Annotated in this window: 27 protein-coding genes and 1 pseudogene; 5 read left to right on the forward strand and 23 right to left on the reverse strand. The window is 41.9% G+C overall.

The genetic code is table 11. The features are described from left to right. Positions 1-45: 45 nt before the first annotated feature. Genes D9X91_RS19275 through D9X91_RS19290 form a run of 4 tightly spaced genes read right to left on the reverse strand, consistent with a single transcriptional unit; the run spans position 46 to position 5,009 of the window. Positions 46-732 carry a helix-turn-helix transcriptional regulator gene (locus tag D9X91_RS19275; protein WP_233569859.1) on the reverse strand — a complete coding sequence of 229 codons (687 nt, stop codon included), beginning with the start codon at positions 730-732 and terminating at the stop codon, positions 46-48. Then, entirely contained in the window at positions 729-2,858 is a 2,130-nt protein-coding gene (locus tag D9X91_RS19280) for a CocE/NonD family hydrolase (RefSeq protein ID WP_121682285.1), read from the reverse strand. Before D9X91_RS19280 ends, D9X91_RS19275 begins: the two co-directional genes overlap by 4 nt. 17 nt (positions 2,859-2,875) lie before the next feature. Further along, entirely contained in the window at positions 2,876-4,039 is a 1,164-nt protein-coding gene (locus tag D9X91_RS19285; RefSeq protein WP_121682286.1) for a dipeptidase, read from the reverse strand. Then, positions 4,011-5,009 (reverse strand): ornithine cyclodeaminase family protein, encoded by a 999-nt coding sequence (locus D9X91_RS19290; RefSeq protein ID WP_121682287.1) that lies wholly within the window; start codon positions 5,007-5,009, stop codon positions 4,011-4,013. Before D9X91_RS19290 ends, D9X91_RS19285 begins: the two co-directional genes overlap by 29 nt. Before the next feature lie 316 nt (positions 5,010-5,325). Here D9X91_RS19290 and D9X91_RS19295 point away from each other — a divergent pair, with 316 nt between their 5' ends. Then, positions 5,326-6,048, forward strand: coding sequence for a 3-ketoacyl-ACP reductase (locus tag D9X91_RS19295; RefSeq protein WP_121682288.1), 723 nt, complete (start codon positions 5,326-5,328; stop codon positions 6,046-6,048). A 52-nt stretch (positions 6,049-6,100) separates the two neighbouring features. Here the strand turns inward: D9X91_RS19295 and D9X91_RS19300 are convergent, their stop codons facing one another. The 5 genes from D9X91_RS19300 to D9X91_RS19320 form a co-directional block, all read right to left on the reverse strand. Then, complete coding sequence (locus D9X91_RS19300; protein ID WP_121682289.1) at positions 6,101-6,556, reverse strand: GNAT family N-acetyltransferase; 456 nt, start codon at positions 6,554-6,556, stop codon at positions 6,101-6,103. 140 nt (positions 6,557-6,696) lie between these two features. Then, entirely contained in the window at positions 6,697-6,999 is a 303-nt protein-coding gene (locus D9X91_RS19305) for a hypothetical protein (RefSeq protein WP_121682290.1), read from the reverse strand. Beyond that, complete coding sequence (locus D9X91_RS19310) at positions 6,996-7,427, reverse strand: GNAT family N-acetyltransferase (RefSeq protein ID WP_121682291.1); 432 nt, start codon at positions 7,425-7,427, stop codon at positions 6,996-6,998. Before D9X91_RS19310 ends, D9X91_RS19305 begins: the two co-directional genes overlap by 4 nt. Before the next feature lie 99 nt (positions 7,428-7,526). Beyond that, complete coding sequence (locus D9X91_RS19315; RefSeq protein ID WP_121682292.1) at positions 7,527-8,087, reverse strand: GNAT family N-acetyltransferase; 561 nt, start codon at positions 8,085-8,087, stop codon at positions 7,527-7,529. A gap of 309 nt (positions 8,088-8,396) precedes the next feature. Beyond that, entirely contained in the window at positions 8,397-9,089 is a 693-nt protein-coding gene (locus tag D9X91_RS19320; protein WP_121682293.1) for an MBL fold metallo-hydrolase, read from the reverse strand. 108 nt (positions 9,090-9,197) lie between these two features. Here D9X91_RS19320 and D9X91_RS19325 point away from each other — a divergent pair, with 108 nt between their 5' ends. After that, positions 9,198-9,551 (forward strand): winged helix-turn-helix transcriptional regulator, encoded by a 354-nt coding sequence (locus D9X91_RS19325; protein WP_121682294.1) that lies wholly within the window; start codon positions 9,198-9,200, stop codon positions 9,549-9,551. A 234-nt stretch (positions 9,552-9,785) separates the two neighbouring features. Here D9X91_RS19325 and D9X91_RS19330 read toward each other — a convergent pair whose 3' ends face one another. From D9X91_RS19330 to D9X91_RS19350, 5 genes are all read right to left on the reverse strand, one after another. Next, on the reverse strand, positions 9,786-10,754 hold the full coding sequence (locus D9X91_RS19330) for a hypothetical protein (RefSeq protein ID WP_121682295.1): 969 nt from the start codon (positions 10,752-10,754) through the stop codon (positions 9,786-9,788). Between the two features lie 14 nt (positions 10,755-10,768). After that, the gene (locus D9X91_RS19335; protein ID WP_233569860.1) at positions 10,769-11,635 is read right to left on the reverse strand and encodes an alpha/beta fold hydrolase; all 867 of its coding nucleotides are present in this window, start codon (positions 11,633-11,635) and stop codon (positions 10,769-10,771) included. A 15-nt stretch (positions 11,636-11,650) separates the two neighbouring features. Next, positions 11,651-12,052, reverse strand: coding sequence for a group-specific protein (locus tag D9X91_RS19340; protein WP_121682296.1), 402 nt, complete (start codon positions 12,050-12,052; stop codon positions 11,651-11,653). Between the two features lie 18 nt (positions 12,053-12,070). Beyond that, positions 12,071-12,778, reverse strand: a complete 708-nt coding sequence (locus D9X91_RS19345) for a class I SAM-dependent methyltransferase (RefSeq protein WP_158598374.1) — start codon at positions 12,776-12,778, stop codon at positions 12,071-12,073. 115 nt (positions 12,779-12,893) lie between these two features. Continuing rightward, entirely contained in the window at positions 12,894-13,436 is a 543-nt protein-coding gene (locus tag D9X91_RS19350; RefSeq protein ID WP_121682298.1) for a GNAT family N-acetyltransferase, read from the reverse strand. Between the two features lie 443 nt (positions 13,437-13,879). On the opposite strand from D9X91_RS19350, the gene D9X91_RS19355 reads away from it, so the two are divergent. Continuing rightward, positions 13,880-14,446, forward strand: coding sequence for an MEDS domain-containing protein (locus tag D9X91_RS19355; RefSeq protein ID WP_121682299.1), 567 nt, complete (start codon positions 13,880-13,882; stop codon positions 14,444-14,446). 54 nt (positions 14,447-14,500) lie between these two features. Here D9X91_RS19355 and D9X91_RS19360 read toward each other — a convergent pair whose 3' ends face one another. The 4 genes and pseudogenes from D9X91_RS19360 to D9X91_RS19375 all read right to left on the reverse strand — a co-directional run bounded on the left by D9X91_RS19360 (position 14,501) and on the right by D9X91_RS19375 (position 16,979). Next, complete coding sequence (locus D9X91_RS19360) at positions 14,501-15,040, reverse strand: GNAT family N-acetyltransferase (RefSeq protein ID WP_121682300.1); 540 nt, start codon at positions 15,038-15,040, stop codon at positions 14,501-14,503. A gap of 222 nt (positions 15,041-15,262) precedes the next feature. Beyond that, positions 15,263-15,640, reverse strand: coding sequence for an iron chaperone (locus D9X91_RS19365; protein ID WP_121682301.1), 378 nt, complete (start codon positions 15,638-15,640; stop codon positions 15,263-15,265). Positions 15,641-15,664: 24 nt separating this feature from the next. After that, positions 15,665-16,109: pseudogene (locus D9X91_RS19370) on the reverse strand (AAA family ATPase). A 21-nt stretch (positions 16,110-16,130) separates the two neighbouring features. Beyond that, positions 16,131-16,979: an alpha/beta fold hydrolase gene (locus D9X91_RS19375; protein ID WP_121682302.1), complete on the reverse strand. Its 849-nt coding sequence runs from the start codon at positions 16,977-16,979 to the stop codon at positions 16,131-16,133. Positions 16,980-17,142: 163 nt separating this feature from the next. Here D9X91_RS19375 and D9X91_RS19380 point away from each other — a divergent pair, with 163 nt between their 5' ends. Together D9X91_RS19380 and D9X91_RS19385 are read left to right on the forward strand one after the other, a co-directional pair. After that, on the forward strand, positions 17,143-17,658 hold the full coding sequence (locus D9X91_RS19380) for a GNAT family N-acetyltransferase (RefSeq protein WP_233569861.1): 516 nt from the start codon (positions 17,143-17,145) through the stop codon (positions 17,656-17,658). Between the two features lie 173 nt (positions 17,659-17,831). Beyond that, positions 17,832-18,077: a hypothetical protein gene (locus tag D9X91_RS19385; protein ID WP_121682303.1), complete on the forward strand. Its 246-nt coding sequence runs from the start codon at positions 17,832-17,834 to the stop codon at positions 18,075-18,077. Between the two features lie 8 nt (positions 18,078-18,085). Here D9X91_RS19385 and D9X91_RS19390 read toward each other — a convergent pair whose 3' ends face one another. From D9X91_RS19390 to D9X91_RS19415, 5 genes are all read right to left on the reverse strand, one after another. Continuing rightward, a complete protein-coding gene (locus tag D9X91_RS19390) occupies positions 18,086-18,286 on the reverse strand; it encodes a capping complex subunit for YIEGIA (RefSeq protein WP_148709093.1) in 201 nt (66 codons plus the stop codon). Next, positions 18,279-19,196 (reverse strand): YIEGIA domain-containing protein, encoded by a 918-nt coding sequence (locus D9X91_RS19395; protein ID WP_233569862.1) that lies wholly within the window; start codon positions 19,194-19,196, stop codon positions 18,279-18,281. The genes D9X91_RS19390 and D9X91_RS19395 overlap by 8 nt, the downstream gene beginning before the upstream one ends. 473 nt (positions 19,197-19,669) lie before the next feature. After that, on the reverse strand, positions 19,670-20,653 hold the full coding sequence (locus tag D9X91_RS19405) for a hypothetical protein (RefSeq protein ID WP_121682306.1): 984 nt from the start codon (positions 20,651-20,653) through the stop codon (positions 19,670-19,672). Next, positions 20,646-21,209, reverse strand: a complete 564-nt coding sequence (locus D9X91_RS19410; protein WP_121682307.1) for a sigma-70 family RNA polymerase sigma factor — start codon at positions 21,207-21,209, stop codon at positions 20,646-20,648. The genes D9X91_RS19405 and D9X91_RS19410 overlap by 8 nt, the downstream gene beginning before the upstream one ends. Positions 21,210-21,330: 121 nt before the next feature. After that, a complete protein-coding gene (locus D9X91_RS19415) occupies positions 21,331-22,500 on the reverse strand; it encodes a WD40/YVTN/BNR-like repeat-containing protein (RefSeq protein WP_121682308.1) in 1,170 nt (389 codons plus the stop codon). Between the last annotated feature and the right edge of the window lies 1 nt (position 22,501).

Consider the following 22,501-nt stretch of genomic DNA (forward strand, 5'->3'; position numbering starts at 1 on the left):
GCACCGACACAATACTAAAAAGCCCGGCGCCAATGCCGGGCTCATTTATTTTCTGATCTCATCTAAATACTTGTATAGTGTGAATTTTGAGATGCCGAACAGGTCGCAGATGCGGTCACCCGATTTCGTGATGGAAAAGACCCCTTTTGAATCCAAATATTTGATCGCCTTGATTTTTTCATCTTTCGTCATGAGGGTGATCGGCTTTCCAATCAACTGGATGCACTCTTCTATGTAATGCTCAAAGAGTTCATTCACATCCTGGACAAACACTTCATTCATCTGCCGGTTGTCCTGGCTCCTTGTCATACTCCGTATTGCATTTTCAGCAAGCACAAAATCAGTGATATCGAAATTGATGCAAAGCGATCCGATTAATTTTCCTTCATCGTCCCGAAGGAGCGCTGTAGAGGAACGGAGGATTTTCCCGTCCTTTGTGGTGGAAGTATAGTTATAGATTCCCATTTCATCCCCATCGTGTTCACTATACTCCAATCCCAGGTTCGTGATGCTTGAACCCACTTTCCGATTGGTGACATGCCCATTTTCAATGGCAGTCACACTATTTTCATAGCCTTTGGAAAAGTCATGGAGGACCACTTCGCATTTGTCGCCGAATTGGTTGGAAATACTCTTCATGATTGATAATAGATTATCCTTCTGTTCATTGATATTCTTCATAAATCGATGCTCTACTTTCTTATCAGATTTCGCTGCAGGCCCCTCTTTCACATACTCCCCTTTAGAACAGGCAGCTTAATGTGGCTTGGGAATTTTTCATTATGGTAGACTTGCTGCACTACTGGGGTAGGAACAGGCTCTTCATATGGATTTTCCCCGGTATTCGTGTTTGGAAACGCCACAAATTTACTAGAGGATGTAATGGAAAATCTAATTTGATGGCCTTCCTTGAATGTATGGGCGATATTTTGCAGGAAGATATCATATTTTTCAACCTTTCCAGGCGTCAGTAATTCCGGCTGATCATAGCCGTTTCGATATTTCGCCCTGAAAATATAGTTTGATAGCTTTCTTGAATGGCCAAGTTCGTCGACATCACTCAAGGTCACAACCCAATCCGTATCCTGCCCGGTGCTGGAGGCATAAATGACGGCAGACAACTCCCCTGCCACCGTGACATTCTCTTTCAAGGCTTCACTCGTATACACAAGGATATCATTTCGCAGTTCAAAAGGATTCAAATTCTCTGGTTCCCTGTTTCCGCTGAAAGCAAAAGGGTGCTGGGGATCATATACATAAGCGTCCCCTTGAAGATCGTCCGCAAGCGTCATTTGAAGCCTGCCATCGCCATTTCGCGAATTAGCGCTTCCGCCGCTGCTTAAATAAAATTCCTTGACCACTGCTTCAACCGGTGTCCAATCATCGGAGGTTCTCCACTCATTTTCACCGACTACATAATAGGCAGCCCGCGGCTCTTGATCGATCCCATTCTCCACGCCTTTCAAAAAGCGGTCAAACCAGCGCAGGACATTCACATCATAATCATATACGACAGCATCATTACTGAAGCTTTCCCCTTGGTAGTCCCTTGCCCGGTTCGGATTGTGCTCCCATGGACCGAGCCATATTTTTCGGTTCGGTACATCGTGCTCCGTCAGCATCCTCCATGTTTCGGAGACACCTGGACTGTCGCCGTCATACCAGCCCGAAATCACAAACATCGGTGCTTTTACTTGATTACCACGTTCACTAAATGTACAGTTTTTCCAGAATTCATCATACTCGGGATGCTCACTCCAAAGATCCCAAGGACCCGAATTTTTCCCGATCACCTGCTGCGGAATTTCCTTGATTGGTCTTGAATCCACGACATCCTCGACATTGACCGTTTCTCCGGAGAAAATGCTGAAATCTGTCCGTGTCCCGACCGATTGCCCGAGCGTCCAGCTCAAAAGCGGCCAAGAGCAGACGGTTCCGCCCCTTCTGACCGTATCAATAAATGGAGACCCGACGTTCACTTCGTTGACGGCCGCCTTCAAATTAGGATGGCCGCTTGTCGCAGCAGCTACGACGACATAGCCCAAATACGATGCCCCCCACATCCCGACATTCTTGTCCGACCATTCCTGTTCAATGATCCAATCGATCGTATCGCTCCCGTCTTCCCGTTCGTAATAGAATGGGACAAGCTCCCCCTCGGAGTCAGCCCGGCCGCGCACATCCTGATTGACCACGGCATAGCCTTTATTGGCCCACCTTCTCAGGAATTCTTTCTTACCATTTCTATCGTAGCAAGTACGGATCAGGATCGTCGGCCATTTGGCATCTTTCGCCACTCCCTCTGGCAAATAGACATCCGTCGCCAATTTGACGCCATCTCGCATCGACACCAAATAGGTCCCTAAATCATTGATGCCATATTTCGCTTTTGATAGGTTGGGTTCTTCATAGACAACGAGCGGGGTCAGTTTTTCATATCCGGCTTTCACCAGGATTTCCATGCCATTGCGATTCGGGCAGACAAAAGCGATCACCTTCCCCTCCACCGTGACTACATCGATGGCGGTGTCGTGGCGATGGGCCCAAACTTGTGAAGTAAGTTCCTTGCCTTCTATCGATCCTGTAAACGTCGTATGTTTCTGGTATAGACACTTATTTTCCAGCTGTACCTCATCTCCCGTCCACTCAGCCTTGGCATAGGCAAGCAAGCTCTGATGAAGCTGCTCAAAAGGCAAATTGGCTTTCCATGCATCTGACAGCTTGTCCTCCTGCATCTGCGTCCTTCGTCTCAAATCGACCCGTGCATGCATGACACCATTTTCTAAAAATTGAATTTTCCCCTCATAGACACCTGCACAGTAATAATGAAAGATGGTTTCATTCAAATATGTGCTCATTTAACCTCTCCTCCCCTCTATTTCCAAACTTCCGCAAATACCCGCAGCCAGTTTCCACCAAGGATTTTCCCGATTTCTTCATCGGTATATCCCCGCTTCACCAAACCTCTCGTAAAGTTGATAAAATAGCTGTATCTTTCAAGCCCGATGATCGTTTCGGTCGAAGGTCCATTCCCTTTCGCAAACCCTAATTTCGGTGCTACATGCTCCTTGAAATAAACCAAGGACCACTCGACATCACTCATCGGCCAATCCGTCCCGATCCCAACGTGATTAATACCCACCAAATTTACAATGTGGTCGATATGATCGATCACATGATTGATCGTCGACTGATTCGGATCATCATGGATGAACCATGGCATCGCAAAGACACCGATGACTCCGCCAGTGGCTGCGATGGCCTTTATCTCTTCATCGCTTTTACATCGCATATGCTCGAATATCGCTTCCGCCCCCGTATGAGAAGCGATGACGGGAGCCTTAGAATGGCGGCATGCATCCAAGGTGGTCTGCTTTCCACAATGCCCCGTATCCACGACAATGCCAAGTTCGTTAAGCTTATCCACAAATCGAACCCCAAAGTTGGTGAGGCCGGCGTTCGATTGTTCCGCACATCCAGCACCAATATAGTTTTGGGTATTGTACGTCAATTGAAGGATGCGCAGACCAAAATCATAAAGCGATTCAAGCATTTCAAGATTTGTCCCGAGTCCATTCGTTTCCTGCGAAGTGACGATTCCTGCTTTTAAATTCTTTTGCTTTGCTTCCTTAATGTCATCGACACGCACTGCTTTCACGAGCCATTCAAAGGAATCGAATTGCTGCTGGACTTCAGCCATACTGGAAATGATGCTTTCCTGACTCACCAAGCTCAACTGCCGATTGGCGGCCGTAATCCCCGATTGGAACCATTCTTCCTTGAACTGTGGAATTTCTCCCCTTGCTGACATCCTTAATATGAACTTGCTCGGCATCCGACTGTATGTCATGGGTTCGTCTCGATATGGCTCACACCATTCACGGACCCTTTCTGATATGTCTACCGGGATGGCTGCAGGTGAAAGCGGCCCTTGAAATAAAAGGTCGATAATGATGCTGTCATCATGAAGCCGCTGCGCACGCTCTTCTTCTTGCTCCGTTAACTGAAAATCATATAATCCTACCGTTTTGTTGATCATTCTCTCCACCCCTGTTCAAATCTCGTTTAACAGCTTCTTCATAAACGAAATTGGCAGCTGCCAAATCTTCAATCGCCAGCCCCAACGATTCAAATACCGTGATCAATTCTTCAGAAGATCTCCCGCGCAATTTCCCGACGAGCAGATCACCGATTTCACCCGCGATGTGGGATTCATCAATGACCCCCTCCATTAATGGAATCAAATAATCACCTGACTCATGAACGGCGGATTCCCTGCGATCTACAAAGAACTCCGATTGCTTTACAAGTTCGGAATCCAGCTCACGGTCACTTGCTTTACAAGCCCCGACCGCATTCACATGGACACCTTTTGCCACCCATTCACCCAGCAGCACAGGTTCTTTGGAAGCTGTAACCGTGCAAATGATTTCAGCGTCCGCAGCTGCTTCTTCAGCTGTATCGCAAACTTGTATGGAAATATTGAACGCCTTCTCCATCTCAGCTTTTAAACGTTCAGCTTTTTCTCTTCGTCTGCTCCATACTTTAATTAATTTGATCTGCCGAACTAATACCATCGCTTCAATATGGCTCCTTGCCTGTTCGCCTGAACCAAGCACACATAATGTTTGTGCGTTTTTCCTTGCCAACAGGTCCGTGGCGACTGCACTCACAGCAGCGGTTCGAATGGCCGTAATGGCATTCCCATCCACAGCTGCCTTCAAGCTCCCATCTTTCGAATCGAAGAGCAGCACTACACCTTGATGGGAGGGAAGTCCTTTCTCGTGATTGTTTTGAAAAATTGTAATCACTTTTGTCCCAAGGATCTCGCTATGTTTTAAGAAGCCAGGCATCTGTCCAAGCAATTTTCCCTCTTCTATCGGAACTACGGATCTCAGCTCCTGCACTGCTTTTCCACTCGCTAGTTCGGCCAGTGCTTTTCTCATTGCTTCAATGCAAGATTGCATGGTTAATAGAGTATGTACTTCAGAGGAATCAATCGACAGCAAAACATCACCCCACACTTAAATATCAAAAAAATATTTTTTATATCTAAAAATTTTTAATCTTCTTTATTTTATGTGAAATAGTAAAAAAATTCAAATATTAATTCCCGCTGATTCCTTCGGAGTCTCGCACCTTCCGCTCTAATCAACAACATAGGATGAATTATTTTTTATTAAGGAACATTTTTTCACATACAATTGAACTAAATTTAGGATGTTGTCTGTGAAATTGCATTATTGCCCTGGCAAATCATTTGCTTCCTGACTCTCCTAAACCTTACACTTACGGTAGGTTTTCCAAATAGAAAGGATGATTCATTTGGCACAATCGATTAAAGGCAAAACAGCTTATATCACCGGCGCTGGCCGCGGCATCGGAAAAGCGGTAGCATTGGAGCTTGCGCGTGAAGGGGTGCATGTCGGATTGATCGCCCGGACGGAGAGCAGTTTGGAAAGGGTGGCTGAGGAAGTGATGTCGCATGGGGTCAAAGCGAGTGTTGCTGCAGCGGACATCTCAGATATGGAACAAGTGAATGCCGCCATTTCGAAGTTGGATGATGATTTGGGTGGGGCGGATATTCTCATTAACAACGCTGGCATCGGTACGTACGGACCATTTTTGGAAATCGATCCAGAAGATTGGAAGCGGACATTCGAAGTGAATGTGTTCGGGACGTACTATGTGACACGGGCAGTCCTGCCGCAGTTGATCAAGAAAAACCGTGGGGATATCATCAATATTTCATCCAGCAGTGGGCTGAAGGGTACGGCGAATTCCACTGCATACTGCGGTTCTAAATTTGCTGTCCAGGGCATGACGGAAGCCTTGATGCAGGAAGTTCGCCAACATAACATCCGCGTGATGACATTGAATCCAAGTCTTGTCGCTACCGAACTCGTTTTTGGGGATGAATTGGATCAAGTCGATACAGAGAAATATATGCAGCCGGAGGATTTGGCGGAACACATGGTTTCCCAGCTGAAACTTCATCCGCGCATCTTTATCAAACAGTCCCTCCAGTGGGCCACGAACCCATTTTAAAATTTCAAACTAAAAACCGCTTGCCAGTACAAGCGGTTTTTAGTTTCCTATATCAAAGTTCCTTCATCATAAACACACTATACGGGTCCTCCATATAATCCGCAAACGGCCCGCAGTATTCGAACCCCATGCTGGCATATAGTTTTTTCGCGGGCTCAAAAGCCTCCATCGAACCTGTTTCCAGACTCAGCCGTTTGTATCCCCGCAGCTTTGCTTCTGCCATGATGTGCTTTAGCAGACGCTTGGCGACGCCTTTTCTCACATGATTTGAAGCAGTTTTCATCGATTTAATTTCACCATGTTCCGCATCCAACTCTTTTATTGCCCCACAGCCAAGCAGCTCCCCTTCTTCCCAAGCAGTCCAGAATGTGATATTAGGCTGCTGCAATTTGGTTAGATCCAGTGCATGGATGCTTTCCGGCGGTGAATGAAGGGTCATGCTATGCAGGTGTTCTCCGATTAATGCTGCAATTTCAGGGCCTGTTAAGTCGTCTAGTTTTATCTCCATGAAGTTTATGTCTCTCCTGTCTCCGAAAGGATTTCAATCAACCATTTCATATATTGATTTTACCCGCATCTTAAAATCGACCCAATTTATTTGCACCAAAATCGATCTGTTTTGAAAACATCGCTAACACTTTAAATCTTTTAATCAGCAATTTCTACACGGTTAAGCAATCGGTACACCAATGTTTGGATCAATACAAAACCCAAAAGCGCAATGATTGAAATCTTATGATAATTGATATCATATGGATGACATACAGCTTTGAACAACTGGGGTGCCAAGAAGCTGTATACTACACTGGCTCCCATAAAGAGATACTTATTAATCCGATCAGTGATAATAGAAAATTCTTTTACATTCGAAATAATCAATGCAAAAACCGCTATCGCCATATGCAGAACCATATAGGCCATGACAACGGCATCGATCAGTTGATAGGTCAAACGCCTTCCCCCTTCGTACGGAAGTAGATCAGTTCCGGATCTCCTTCATCCAAGTTTTCGACCATTCCACTTTGAACGAATCCATTGGCTGCAAAGACCTTTTGCATTTCTACATTCGATTGATTGGTAGATGAAAAGACTTTTTCGGTTGGGGCGGTGCTTACCAGCTCATCCATCAACGCACTGGCATGGCCTTTTCGCCTGGCATCCTCCGCCACGATGATCAATGAGATAAACGTACAATCAAAGAATCTAGTATCATAGAGTAGAAAACCAGCGATTGCATCCCCTTCTTTGGCGACGAGGCACTGTCCTTTATGTATCGCGTTAAAAATATATTCCCGCCTGCTGTCATTTCCGATTACTCCGCTATCGATTTTGGCGATTTGGTTGATATCTTCTTTTCGGGCTTGTCGTATGGTTTTCAAGGAATCAACCTCCCTCCATATTTTTTCTTCACATCATGTGCATACCCATCTAAATTTATTTCATGCAGGAACGCTTCTTCATCAGGGATCCAAGTTTTATCATTCATCTTTGGCATTGCAATAATAAATCAAATGATCGGTCCATTCACCAAACTCATAAATAAAGCCTTTGCGGATGCATTCAAATTCCATTCCGACACTTTCAGCTAATTTAATGGAAGGGGTATTATCCAGGTTGATATGGGCTTCGATGCGATGAAAGTTCAATTCACGAAAGGCAATCGACAAAGCTTCCTTCACCGCTTCTTTGCCGTATCCTTTGTTCCAAAATTGATTGTGGATCGTATAGCCGAGCCGCCCCCATTGAAACTCATTCCTGGATAAGGTCGAAAAATCAACCATCCCCACGTGTTGAGTATCCTCCTTCCGGAAAACGGCAAACACATGGGCGATGTCATCAACCGCTAATTCTTGATGCTTTTCGACCAATCCGCCAAACCATTCTTTCGTGCATTCACTCATATCGATTTTCCCTTGATCATGCCGATGAAGGGAAGGAGACCTACCTTCGAATCCAGCGAGCCAATTCTCATAATCTTCTCTTTTCAACGGTCTTATGACCAATCTTTCTGTTTCTGAAACTATTGCGAATTCTTTCATGATTCACCTCATCTATCATCAAATAGCCTTATCTTTTATTTTTTTCGATTTCCTTTTCTAATTTCTCACTGGCATGGGACCATGAGCCGATCGCCAGCCATGAAATGATGGTCAGAACCGGGACTAGCAGCGCTAATAGTATTTTCATCTATATCCCACCCTATCTTTGGATTTTTGTGGTGTCCAAAACCTTTCCTTCATCATCTAATTTTTCAGAGACTATTTCACTTTCCACCCTATACCTAATTATTCCAAAAGCAACCAGTTAACTCAATAAAAAAATGAAAAGGGATCGCCCTTTTCATTCTTCTAATCTCTATAGGTGAACACATAGTTCTTATATAGTTCTTCTTGATACCTCAGGTCTGTTCCATGCGAGGAGCTGATGACTGCGGGTTTCAGCTTCTCAACAATCGCACCGCTGTCAATGTTTTCATCCATATTCACGCTGAATTTTCTGATCGGGGGATGGAGTTTGTCTTTGGCTGTAATAAAGAGATCTCCCGATAATAGCACGTTGTCTTCTTCATGATGGTAGACGACATGCCCCGGTGAATGTCCCGGAGTGAGATGATAGCTGATGGGCAGCTGGTCAAATAGTTGCTGGTTCAATGGTTTTACCCTATTGGCGACGCCATTTTTTTCTAAGATGTTTTTGTTTGGGTAAGGTACTTCTCCATTTATATATTTGAGTTCTTTCTCGTGTGCATAAACGGAGATATCAAAATGCTCCAGCCACTTTGCTGCACCTTGAATATGATCGCTGTGTCCATGAGTAAGAAAGATAGCTTTTGGAGTTCCAAGGATGGCAGCAGCTTTCATTTGTTCGTCTACTAACTTTTCTATTCCCGTGTCGATGATATAGACATTTTCATCATGCTTGATGAGCCAAACGTTCACCGGGACAGAAACAGCATCGTTTTTGATTATGCTATTATGAAAGGGAACGGTGATGGAAAACTCACATTTATAAATGCTGTTCGATAGCTGAATAAGATTCATAAGATAACTCCTTCCTCGATTAATTCGGGATGATAAAGATAATATAGTATGAAATTCAACCTGGCGAAAGTACGCACATTTTTGTAACTACATGGATGAGGTGATGAAATGGGCAATCGATTAAATGGATTTGGCGCCTGCAGTGCGGAGGTAAGAAATGCCTGTCCTGTTGAAATGACCTTGCACGTCATCGGAGGGAAATGGAAAGGGATCATCATATCGATATTATCCGAAAAGCCTGTACGATTTAATGAACTGAGAAGGCTCATTCCGGGCATATCTCAACGGATGCTAACCTTGCAGCTGAGAGATCTGGAGGGTGATGGAATTATTGAGAGGCAAATTGAAGATTCTGTTCCAATGAAGGTGGAATATTCATTGTCGGAACAAGGGAAGCGGCTATCCCCAATCATTGACTATATGAAAGAGTGGGGTACCGCTTATATGGAGGAAAACAAATAGAAATTGGGTGAGCACGCGGGGATTGCGCGGAAATCAGGATTTTTGCGTGTTTGTGATCGTTTTTTGCGCGTAAATTTGATTTTATGCGCGATTCTAGGGATTTTTGCGCTTTTCTCCGATTTTTTGCGCGTAAAGCGTGTATAAGGTAATTTGCACTAAACAGGAAGGGAGCATTTGGAGAGGAACAAAACGGTCATCTCCACTTGGTCCACAGCATTTTGCGTTATATTTCATTTATGCTCCGCTTCCCCATTCTACATTTTGCAATTCAGGCGAGATTCGAATTATGTTTTTTCTGCTCAAAAACTTCGTCCCATATCTATTCCATTCCTCGACTACCTTTTGACTATTTTTACAGCAGCTCCAAATAGAGAGTAGGTAAAGAGAGAGGCCGTATTCGTTAAATCTAAAATTATGCTGTAAAGCGAGGTGGAATGCCTTAACACTTTCTGCATACATCCCCAGCCTGGACAAAGTGCAGCCAAGGTTATTTAATGCAATGGTCATAGACCGTTTGGTGAGGCGTGAAGAGTTTAACTGTTCCCAACTTCCCAACAGACAAGGATCTTGTTCTTCTTTAATAGTCTCATCATTGAGTATTGCATCGATATCGTCATCTATTAAAGACTTGATTACTTCTAGTGTCTTAGTTAACATTTTTTCTTCTTGCAACTTTTTAGCTTTTTCTAACAGAAATATATTATAGGATAATCTTGCAAAAATATTGTTTTCCCAGTATTTATCTTCTTGAATTAACTCAAATAACTGATTAAGAGGAAAATCCAATGCATCTAACCGGTTCATTTTCAAAAGTGCAGCGATTGCGGTTCGGTGACTTTCAAATCTTGCTCCTCGATTTTGTTCCGTTATTGAGGAGTGCTTACAAGCATATAAATACCAGTCATACCATTCCTCGAAATAATTGCCTAATGATAATGTCAAAGCTTGAGTAGCATCCGATGCAAACCAATGAAGCTTTTCAGAGGGAAGCTCTTTTTTCCCCCATTTAACAAACTCACTGTGATTCTTGTATTGTTGATGCGGTTTGCGCATCATTGCCAAAATATCTGAGACATTCCAAAACACCCATGCTTTTTCTTCTATAGTCAGTTTTTTTGAGTATTCAAATTCCATTAATAAATTTAATATTTCTTCATTCCGTTCACTTGCAATTAATTCGTTAAACTTCTCATATATGTCCATTGAATCCCCCTTTTTTAGTGCTGGGCTATTTTATGAATTTTTTCTTGTAAAAACTCATCCATCACTTTATTAAATAATCCTCTTTCCTCTAAGAATGGATAATGATTGCTGTCATCAAAGATTTTCAATGTAGAGCCGGGGATTAATTCATTCATCTCTATTGAATATTCAACTGGACATTGTACATCATGCCTTCCGCAAAGGATCAAAGTTGGCGTTGAGATCAAGCTGAGTTTCCTGGTTACATCAAAAATTTGCAATTCACGACTGAAGAAATTCATTCTCGGGGCAGAGATTCTTTTATTGATATTTAAAGAAAATAATTCGTCATACCTTTCAGGCTTATGCAGTGAAAGTTTAATTCTTTCGGCAGCCATTCTTTTTCGTTCAAGGGGTGGCAATTCTGGACTCTTAAGCGTTTCATTGAATTCTTGCATGATCATGAATTGAGGGTGTTTTTTATTGTAGATGCATTCAGGGGAAAAGGTCATATACTCCCTTGCAGCGGCGCCGACGATGATAGTGTATGTGAGTTTTTCAGAGAAGTAGATGCCGTAAATAACCCCAAGCATCCCGCCGGTTGAATGACCTGCAAATCCCCACTTTTGAAATCCGAACTCTTCCCGGATCGCCTCTAAATCAAAAATCGTTTCCAGCATGCTTAACTGAAAAGGTTCTATAGCTTTTGCCGAATTCCCCGCCTCTCTTAAATTCACGAGGTATACTTGATGTGTCCCAGTAAAGGTTTCCGCAAAGTAGTCGCCTGTTTCATTAAATTCTGAGTAGTGATGTGCAATACATATTGGCTCCCCTTGGCCTTTCATAAAAACCTCAAAATCCCCGCGGTCAGTATGTACCATCTTTCTTTGCCAGCGTTCCACTTCACCACCTCCAACTTAATTCAGTATCTTTTGTTCCGTTCCAACCACAAACTCAACCAGCTCATCAACTGTTCCGTAGAACTTCTCAACTTCTGTTAAATGGTAAAAGGTAGTCGTATTCTCGAAATCGTTCACTTCATTTGTGGGAGAATGAAGAATGATCCTTTTATTCAAGCCAAGCGCAATGCCTAACTCAATATGACTGCCTTTCCCTGCCGGCAGCATGACAATGACCAAATCCGATTCGCTGATTGCCTCTTTTTCTTTTTCACCGATTTGCTTCAAATCATTCACCGTTACGGCCCGTTCATTCTTTGTCCAATCATAAGTGTGGATCCAGCCATTGTCTATCAGCATTTGACTCACGCACCTGACATTGGCAATATTGCTAAAACTGGATGCGACATAAAATTTCATCGTGTTAATCTCCTTCTGCTATTTTTTCGCGGCAAAGATAAAGGAGTTTGCATGTTCAGCAGCTTGTTTGAACTCCCAATCACCATATACGTTGATATCTGTAAAACCGGCAATCTTTAATGCGGATTCGATTTGTTCCTTTGTCCTAAATGCTAATGTATTTTCTTCTCTATCAATGATAGAATTATCGGCTTGATAAACAGTTTGATAGGCAACGAGAGAGCTGTTTATCTCCAGGAACTCATACCACACCATCATTGGCTTTCCACTCAGGTCGATAATCCGTTTTTTGGTTTTATATTTTGTCCAATTCTCCCACGGTTTCTGAAGGGGATTGCGTGCATCGAATAGTAGATATCCCCCACCATTTAATGAATGATAAATATCTGATAATACTTGATTCCAGCATGCTTCTTTTAAAAACACCTGCGCTACATTCGATGTCATCATCACTAAATCAAAGGTGGTTTCGGTTAAATCTTCAGAAGTGCCAATTTCCCATTGGACCATATGCTTTCGATCCTTTTTAATCGCAGTTTCGATGGCTTTCTCATCCGGGTCAATCCCCAATATTTCAAACCCAAGGCCGGCTAAGTGCAAAGTGAGCCTTCCTGTCCCGCATCCTAGGTCAGCGATCGATTCAGGCTTTATTTTGTTGACCAATTCAACAAAAAAATCATCATCTTTTCCCCATTCATTCATTTGATCATAAATGGACTCTATCAACATGGCCACTCCTTTAAAATAGGAATTCTGCCAAACATCTATCTTCGCGTTAAATTAGGCAGTAAGATTTCAACGAAAATTTTCATGAAAACAGCCCTGATAAAAAATCAAAACATCACAACTGTCTTATCAGTTCAATATCAGCGAAGTTTTCATCTCCATGTTGCCGATCCCCAAATACCCCATTAATCGTATTAAGCCCCAGTTTTGACCAAAACCTGATAGCTGGCCAATTTTTTATCGCTACATTGGCGCGAACTTCACAATAATTCATTTCCTTCAATAAACCTATCAATCGGTTGACAACTTCCTGTCCAATTCCCTGCTTGTGGAGCTCTTTGTCTATGTATAAATAATTGATATAAAAAGTATCAGGCTCTGGATAACCGTGGTAGCTGGTGAGCAATCCGACAATGCGATCAGTTTCCTTCAGACACATCACCTGAATTTTATATTGCTCTTTGATTCCATCAGGCGGCAAGTCCCCCTCACTGAAACAACGGTGTGCATACTCATGATCTACACTCTTTCCGTCCCACTTGTTTATATAGCTCCCTTGTTCATATAACTGCTGAACGGTTTGAATTTCGTTCTTCTTCATGTCTTCTATGATGAGCCTATTCGTTTCCCACCATGATGGTATGATTTCTGTTGACACTTTTCTTCACTCCGATTCTTTTTTAAGTCTGTTTTCTCAAAGATTGTTCTTTAAAATAATTCATCATATGATGTTGATTGGAGCGGAAGGTGCGAGACTCCGGAGGGAACAGCGGGCCAGGTGAGACTCCGCAGCGGAGCAGCGCAGAGCGAGGAGAGGTTGGGCGGATGTTCGATTAAGTTCGGCACATCCGTGTGCCAACATCGAACGACCTCTCTTCGTGTGAGGCCCCTCGGAAAGCGAGCTTCCTTCAGCGGAAATCAACCATATGAAACTTTTGATTAATAGCAACGAACTTTACGAAATGAGCCTATTTTAATACCGAAAACACTTTATTCCAATTATTCCAAATGGAATCATATTCTACAAGTTTATCAAAAATATATTTTTTCTTTTGAGAATTATCAGTCAATAAAATATAATATTGAAAAGGAGGGGAATGGATGAAAAATAATATGACCAAGTTGTTTAATGAACATAGGAGTGTTCACGTCCTGTATGCTTATCAGGATATCGATGATTATATTAAACAGGTTGTAAATTTTATTTATGAAGGCATCAGGGCTGGAGATTACGTGATCGTGATTGAAAACGATCATGTTTATCCGATGATTGAAAAAGAACTAAGTAAGCGGATTTTGAGAAAGCAAATGGCATATGTTCATCGCATCAATAACTTTGACTTCTATTATTCAAGCGGCAGTTATCATCCTCCTGCGATCTATGAATACTTCAAAAAAACAGTACAGCCTTACATAGAAAATAAAATCTCATTTCGTTCCTGGGCACATGTGGAATGGGCCACGATGGATGGGCCGCTGAATATCATTGAGGATTTTGAGAAAATAGTGGACAATGCTGTAAATGAGCTGTCTTTTCCGTTAATTTGTGCGTACCAAAAAGAACAAATGCCTGAATCTCTCAAAAAGACATTATTGGAAACGCATCCTTATATACTTATAGAAGATGATATCGCTACATCAAAAGATTATAAACCGATTAATAGATAACCTCTTAAGAGCATCTCATAAGAGGTTTCTTTTCGCTGGTGAATCATCTTCAACTCAGCCACTCCATCGGCCCATGATCACCGTATTGTAATATCGGCCATCAGACAGGCGTTTGTCTTTTTTTAAAACTCCTTCGACGGTAAAGCCCAGTTTTTCATAAAGATGGATGGCTTTCTCATTGGTTTCCAGAACATTCAAGGTCATTTTTTTCAGCCCTGCGGTTTGCGCCCAGTCAATGGATTCCTTTAATAGATTTGTTCCGATCTGATAGCCCCAATAGTCCTTCAGTACCCCGACGCCAAATTCCACTTTGTGAGCAAATCGCTTCAAGCCACTTCCTTCACAGCGTGAAAAACCGACAAGACTGCCTCCCGATTCGGCGACAAGAAAAAGGTTTTTCTCATTATCCATATCCGCTTGAATTAGTTCTTCAAATCCGACTGTATCGATGTTGGCTTCCCCTCTTTCCCGATCAAGGTCTTCCGTTTCGCCATCGATCTGCAGCCTGATTTGAGACAGTTCCTCTGCATCTTTCTTGATGGCATGTCTGATCGTATATTTCATACCGTTGACGTGAAACTCCCGTTGATTCATGTTGCCCCTCCTAATATTTTTAACTGGCTCTTTTCGTAAAGTTTGTTGATACTCATTTAAGGATGTACAAAGTTGATTGCCGCTGCAGGATCCTCCCTTTCCGAAGGGCGGGCGGTGAGCTCTCTGGAGTCTCCCACCTTCCACTCAAACCAATACCAAATTGCGGATAAATAAACTATTAAAAATAACTATTCTTTAAAAAGCAGCAATGAAATTAATTCACTAACACGAAATATCCTTGCCAGCCAATTTTGCTTCGATTGCCCTTTTCACAAATGTTTCGAGGCCGGTTTCCTTAAGAATCACCGACTTTTTCACGCGGATGCAGCCTTTTCCACGATTGAATCCCTCCAGGAGTTCCTCTGCGTCCACTATTTTATCGATCGAGCCAACGTATAGGCTGACATAGCCTTTCTGCGCATTTAAATGAAAGAACGAAGAGGAATCCTTGCTGTAAGAAAGCATTTTATATTCAATGCCTTCCTCAAGGTCTGGTGCATGATCTAATATATATTGCCTGATGGTCATCAGCTTTTCTTTGCGCCAGTCATCTTCAAGCTGCTCAAGATATTCCTGCGGATTTTTCGCTTCGTATTGCATGAAATCGACCTCCAAAAAGTTTAGTCATTCATTTATGTACTCCATAACATCCTGAATATAATTCTCTAATGGCTGCCTTGTGTCCACAGTGAAACATCTGTAACCTAGGGGCTTCTTGCTGCTTTCGATCGTATGTATAAAATCTTCTTCAGAAACAACCCTTTCAATTTGGCTGAGCATTCTGTTGCGATTGCTCAATCTGAAATTAATTTCTTCCATATCTTTAAGACAGCATTCCACATATTTATACTTCACTTGATATTTTTCTGCTAGTGTCAGTCCTCTTTCTATCATTTCTTCATATAAACATGGACTATCCATAATGACCTTATTACCAAGGCTTAACTGATAATCGAGCAGATTTCACTATATCATGATCAATGATCACTGCATTTGTCATTTGAGCAATTTGTTTAGCCAATGTAGATTTACCTGAACCAGGAAAACCGGACATTTGAACAAAAAACATTTTTTAAAATTCATCCTCTCCTTAATTCTTTCTTGTTTGATTCGTCCATTTCTCCCGTATTTCCTCCGCCACGATTTCAGGAAAATCCCAATGCAGCATGTGAGTTGCATTGGAGATTAACTTTACCTCTGCTCCTGTTTTTTCTTCAAATATAGTCGAAGTTAAATCCCGATATTCCTGCCTCTCTATAGGCATCGTAGCTCTGAGCAAGACGAGATTACTCGGTAGTTTCTCATAGATATCCATGGTTTCGTGTTTATGCATGGCTCTGACAATATGGCCTGCCGTTTTGCCTCTTGTATGCCAATAAAATTTCCCGCCTTTTTCTAATGCAAGATCTTTTGCCGCAACATCCAACAGCGCTGATCTTCTCAAATCTCCGTATACATCTAACTCCAAAAATTCTTCCCATGTATCGACAAAGTCTTCATAATCTTCTAAGTAAAAAGCGACTTCATCTTCTAACGATTCTTCCTTCAGCCGTTTCGTCTGATACCCGCCATCAATCAAGATAGATCCCTTTACTTTCGCTGGATTGTGAAGCAGATAAAACAATGCAACAAAACTTCCCCATGAATGGGATAAAAAATAAAATCGATCTATTTCAAGGATATTTATTATTTGATTCAGCCATGCTGCCATAGCAGGCATTTCGTATTTTCGAGGATCATCAAATGGAGACGATTTCCCATGACCAGGAGCATCGATCGAAATGACTCGAAACTGATTCTTCACTTTTTCTGCAACCTCAATAAAACTAAGACTGGTGCTACCCAATCCATGCAAACAAAAAATGACCGGATGATTTTTACTTCCCCATTCTGTTATACGTATGTCCATTCCACCGTCATGAATAATATAACGTTCCAAACCATAAGCCTCCTGTATCATTTTTTCAAGCACCACATCAATTATTCCAAATTTTACAACTATACTCAATGCTTTTTACGTTGGAAACGATTGTTCTTGGTAAAAAAGGAGATTAACAAAAAGGTACCGAATATAAAGAACAGTTGAATAGGAGTGAGTTGACTTGGAAAATTGTATAATCCGGACTGGAAAAATAGAAGATTCAGATGCCCTTTTAGAGCTGCAGCGATCTGTAGTTTCAGAAGAAAAATATTTAATTGCGCTTCGGGAAGAATTCAATAAAACACCTGCAGAGCAAAGGGAATGGGTACAAAATATAATGGAGAACAAAAATGAAACATTCTTTGTCGCGGAAATAGACGGAGAAGTAGTGGGCTGGATTGTATTTACAGCAACCCAAAATCGAAAACGACTCGCTCATACGGGCACCTTTGGAATGATGATCGGTGAAAAATATCGCGGGCGTGGAATCGGAAAATTGCTGTTAAGTGCGTTAATGGACTGGGCAGAAAAGAATCCTGTCATTGAGAAAGTAAGCTTGGGTGTGTTCTCAACCAACGAGCGGGCAATCGCACTCTACAAAAAGATGGGATTCATCGAAGAAGGGCGTAAGATAAAGGAATTCAAATTCGATGATGATGTGTATGTGGATGATATTTTGATGTACAAATTGGTATAGGGTTGGATGACGCGCGCAAAGTTGGATTTGCGCGCGATTATTCCAATTTACGCAAAAAAACTATCATGATATGAACCGTTAAATTATAGAATCTTTTGCTGTTCCTTAATCGTATAAACATTTAGCCTACGTGTGAGGCAAAACGAATACCGAACAATAAAGGAGGCCTTGATATGAATAAGAAATCTTTCTGGATACCATTTTCAACAGCAATTGGAACAATCATTTTGCTTTATGGAATTGGCAGCCTTTTTCATATCCCATCCCTGATGTGGACGTTCTATAAAGCAAATCCATCAGAAGATGTTAAGTTTGAAGCAGGCGGTTCACTGAATCCGATCTTCATCGGATTTATCGCCGGGTTTGTTGCGGATGGCATTTACAGATTTAAACAAAAACATCGTTCAAGTATAGAATAGTAGACAGCTCACCGGCTATTTGTCACAATCATGATCAACCCGTTGCTCAGATTGATGACATCCCCTCGTATGGCAAGCGCCACTTCGCGCATCAGCGCCTGCTGCTGCTCTTCGTCTTTTGCCCGGAGGAGAACGGAATCCCCTGGATAGATGACGTCTTCCGTATGATGAGGCAGTCCGATAAAAGCATAGATTTTCATATCATTCATTGTCATCCGCCCACTCTTTGATGAATTTATGTTTCTTTTGTGTACTTTCTAGCAGTGGGGTATTCTCCACAGAGGTGATCATCCGCTTGATGTTCTGGATGATCGGCACGACGACGAATACGATCCGTCCATCGACATAATCCTTCCGTGTGAAGTGATATCGCTTAATGCCAAGGGATCGGGTGATTTCAAATAAGATCGCCTGGCGCTGGCCATAGTTATCAAGCGCAATCCGGTAATGGTCGGAATGAGGGGTGACCACGACGGCAAGCCCTTCTTCCAGCAGCATCTCCTGTCCGCGTTTAATCCCGATTCGGTTCGAAACAAATATATCATCCACAAATAGCTCGTTGTTTTTAATCGAAATTTCACCAGCCGCCACACTCGCGATCGAGGATATCACCTTTCCCTTTGAAAAGTGTTTCAAAAAGTAAAAGACAACCACACCACCAGCAATCCCTACTGTGATTCGAAGCGGTTCCTGACTACCCTCAAGCGCCTCCATAATGACTCCGATGATCAAAGCGACCAACAGAGCAATATAATTCCTGGCCTCGAACGTTTTGGAAATCCCGTCAATATAGGCATTCCCCCGCTTCGTATATTCCGTTTCCTCCATCAATTGCAGGCTTGTCTGCTCCAGCTTCCTCACTCCTTGAAACTGGGTGAGGGCCAGCGTCAAAAAGGTCACGCTGGTGAGGTTGTTCGTCATCAATGCAGGGACAAACACCGCCCCGAGCGTTGCCGCCACAAATCCAATCACGGCATGGCTCAGATATCCATTTGGATACGTTGGATACTGGCGGAAGTCTTCGCGAAGCACCAACAATCGCGCTGCGGTGCCGCCGATGATTGCGGTCAAGATTAGAATTAAGTGAGGGGAAGATAATACTTGCTCCTTCAAGGTCATTTTCCTTTCTTTCGCATCCTATATGAAATATCTTTTGAAAAAACCATAAAAGTATGTAATTTTTGTCAATCAATCCAATTCAGTGTTTCCGTATGATGTGGTTAAGCCTTTTAAATTAAGGCTATTTATATATAATCAAAAAAGAGTACGAACTTTTGAGGGTCCATACTCCAACTGGTGCTATTTGTTTTGTTTCTCCACGTGTTCTGAATGACTTCCGCCACGTGACATATTGTTTTCGTTGTTCATCCTTTTCAACCTTTTTTGTCCTCGGAAATAAGCTAGGACCAAAAACAGTGCATAAACTACACAGATCGCGATTAAAACAACAATCGTAATCTTAAATGAATGGATCATCGGAATGATGGCACCTCGTTTCATGAAGACATCCTTTATTCTAAAATGTTACTCGCTTTATGAAAGAACTTCAATCTATTCAATGAATTTTTCTTTGTTAATTGAGCGCAATTCAATTAAGGAATGATTTCTTTTGGAACCTCATTCAGCTTAATCGGTTCATTGATTTGTACATTACGATAAGTAATGGAATATTGAATATGATTGTTGGAATCAAATTCAAGCAGTTTGAGGATGATTCCCGTTTCCTTGTCCACCCATAACTCAAAATGATTGGGGACGTTTGATTGTTTGGAATTGATCATGCTTCCTTTTAAAACCATGCATATTCTATCAAAGTATTCCTTACTTCCATTGGTAATACTCCAGTTGTCCATATCTGCTAAGTAGTTATATACGAAGTTTTCATTGAGTAAGGATTCATCCGCCCTAGAAAAATCAGGCATATCATTACGGAATTTGACTAATCTATATTTCCCTTGTCCCTCAATTCTTGAAGAAAGCTTTTTCTGGTCTGGAGTAAACGTTTCCTTTGCACCGGTAAGTGCTTTTTCTAATACCTTCCCATTCGGAGAAAGCTTGTAGTGATTGGCATCCGTATTGAAAGAAATCATTCTCGTTCCATTATCTAAGTAGTCTATGTAGGCATAGGCTTTATTCTGAGAAAGATTCACTTTAAACGTGATTTCCGGATCTCTTCCGTTTACTGCATCGTGTATTTGGAATGTACCTTTGGCGAGAGTAAAATTATCTACTGTATTAATCATCTTATATACGATTGCTTCTTTACTTACATGAGCCGTTTCCCAAATGGATTTATCATAGACTTTTTGAGTAGTTACAACTTTGTGGCCATGAGCTGATTTAATCGATGGTGCATCAGCCTTTTGTGCTGTCCAATAAACGCCAGTCCCGAAAGCGATCAATGCACATGCACTTAAGAGAATATGAACCCCTGATTGAAAGTTGATGCGTTTTTTGGGGATGACGTCAGGTTGTTGAAGTTTCTGTAGAATGCTGCGTTGTTGATCAGCATCCAAGCGAAAAGATTTAAATGAACGTTCAAAGGCTTCTTTTATTTCTGGATCTCTTTCACACATCCATGATGCCCTCCTCTTTTAGTTTGTGTTTCAAGATTTTTCTCCCTCTTGTGAGTCTTGTTTTTATAGTGTTGAGATTTTGATTCAAGATTTCGCGGATTTCCTGTAGAGAGAATTCTTTGACATGGAATAAGAAAATAACCTCCCTGTACTTAGTCGGTAGTTTAAGTACATGTTCAACAATTTGGTTATTTCTTATATCATCAAAAAATAATTCCTCTGTTGTCCGTTCATTTGAATAAATTTCTTCCACCGAATGGAGCGATAACAAATTCTTTAACTTGTTCTTCCTAAGATAGTCTTTGCTTTTATTAGCGGCAATGCGAAGCAGCCAACTCTTAAGTTTTGAGGAATCCCCACCGAAATTACCTATGTTTCTATAACAAGAAATGAACGTTTCCTGAGTCAAATCTTCAGCAGTTTGTTTGTTCTTTACATATGTATAAATAAACCATAAAACATGGGTTTGATATTGATGGATTAATGCTTCAACCAGGGCCTCTTTAGTATTGGGCAGTGAATCACTCTCCGAAGTTTCCTTGTCCACTAAACTCATAGTCGTTCTCTCCCCCCTTCTGTTAATACAACGAAAAATAATTAAGGAAGTTTCAAATTATTAATAAATAAAACCACATATAAAAATGGCCAAAGGAACCTAGGTTCACTTCGGCCACTCATCAACTTTCCGGATCCACCTTAAAATCTTCCCAATCGTGTCCGCCGTTTTTTGTAGTTACAGCATGGTACCCATCCTTATCCATGATTCCGAATCCTTCTTGTTCATTGACAAAATGAAAAGAAATGAGCGGACTCTTCATGTCTTCGTTCACAACACTCCACGTTCGGCCGCCATCAGTTGTTTTTTGAAGGGTTTGCTTTCCATTTATAGTGAAGGCAAGAAATCCTAGTTTTGAATTTAAAAAGAACACCGCATTAATTTCATCGTTTAATTTTATCAGGCTGTTCCAACTTGCTCCTTTATCGTTGGATTGAAAGAGAATCGAGGATGTTTTTTCACCTGAAACGCTTGTAATGGCGACAAATCCAGTTTGAGTATTGATGAATTGAGGTTTGCCAACAGAGATGATTTGACCTTCTGGAATGTTGATTCTAGGCACAGCCCATGTTTTCCCTTTGTCATTGGTTCTATAAAAAACCGATTCATTATCTGTGTTCCCTTCCCCAGTAAGAAATCCAGTATGTTCATCGATAAAAAGCAGGGAATTCGGATCAATGGTGTCAGGCAGCGATAATTTAGTCCGCTCGGTTGTGTTGTTGTCTAGCACCCATTTCTCTCCCCCTGTATTTGTATAATAAACATCGAAGGGAGTATGTCCGGCAGCGGCTCCTCTATGTACAAGCAGCCAGCCGATTTGCGGGGTGACGAATGAAAGCTGGATCTGTTCAACCCTCGGCATTTCTCCCGGGAGGCTATAATTTTTCCAATCTTCCCCTTTGTTGTCAGAATGAAATAATGTTTTTTCATCCTGCAGCCAAATGTGGTTTTCATCGAGAGCATAATAGTTAAGGAGAGACCCGGATTCATTTTTGGTTTCCGGTGTAACATCTACAGCTAAGTTATCGTTGATCGAAAAAAGTTTACTCTCCGTACTCGCCCATCCATCGCTTGCTGTTTTCATCGTTTCATGATTAAAAACGCTCGTTGAGTTGGTAGCAAGTATCGTACTGTCTTCCTTCTCTTCTTTGTTCTTCTGCGACTCTTCTGGCTTAACGGTGCTTGCGGCAGCTGTTTTTCTTTTCGGTATGTCATCAGATTTCTCTTGGCAGCTTGATAGCAATGCAGCCGCCATTAAGGTTATTAATGCAACGAAAATGATTTTTTTCATG

It is taken from the genome of Falsibacillus albus, assembly GCF_003668575.1.
In the GTDB taxonomy this organism is placed as follows: Bacteria; Bacillota; Bacilli; order Bacillales; family DSM-25281; genus Falsibacillus; species Falsibacillus albus.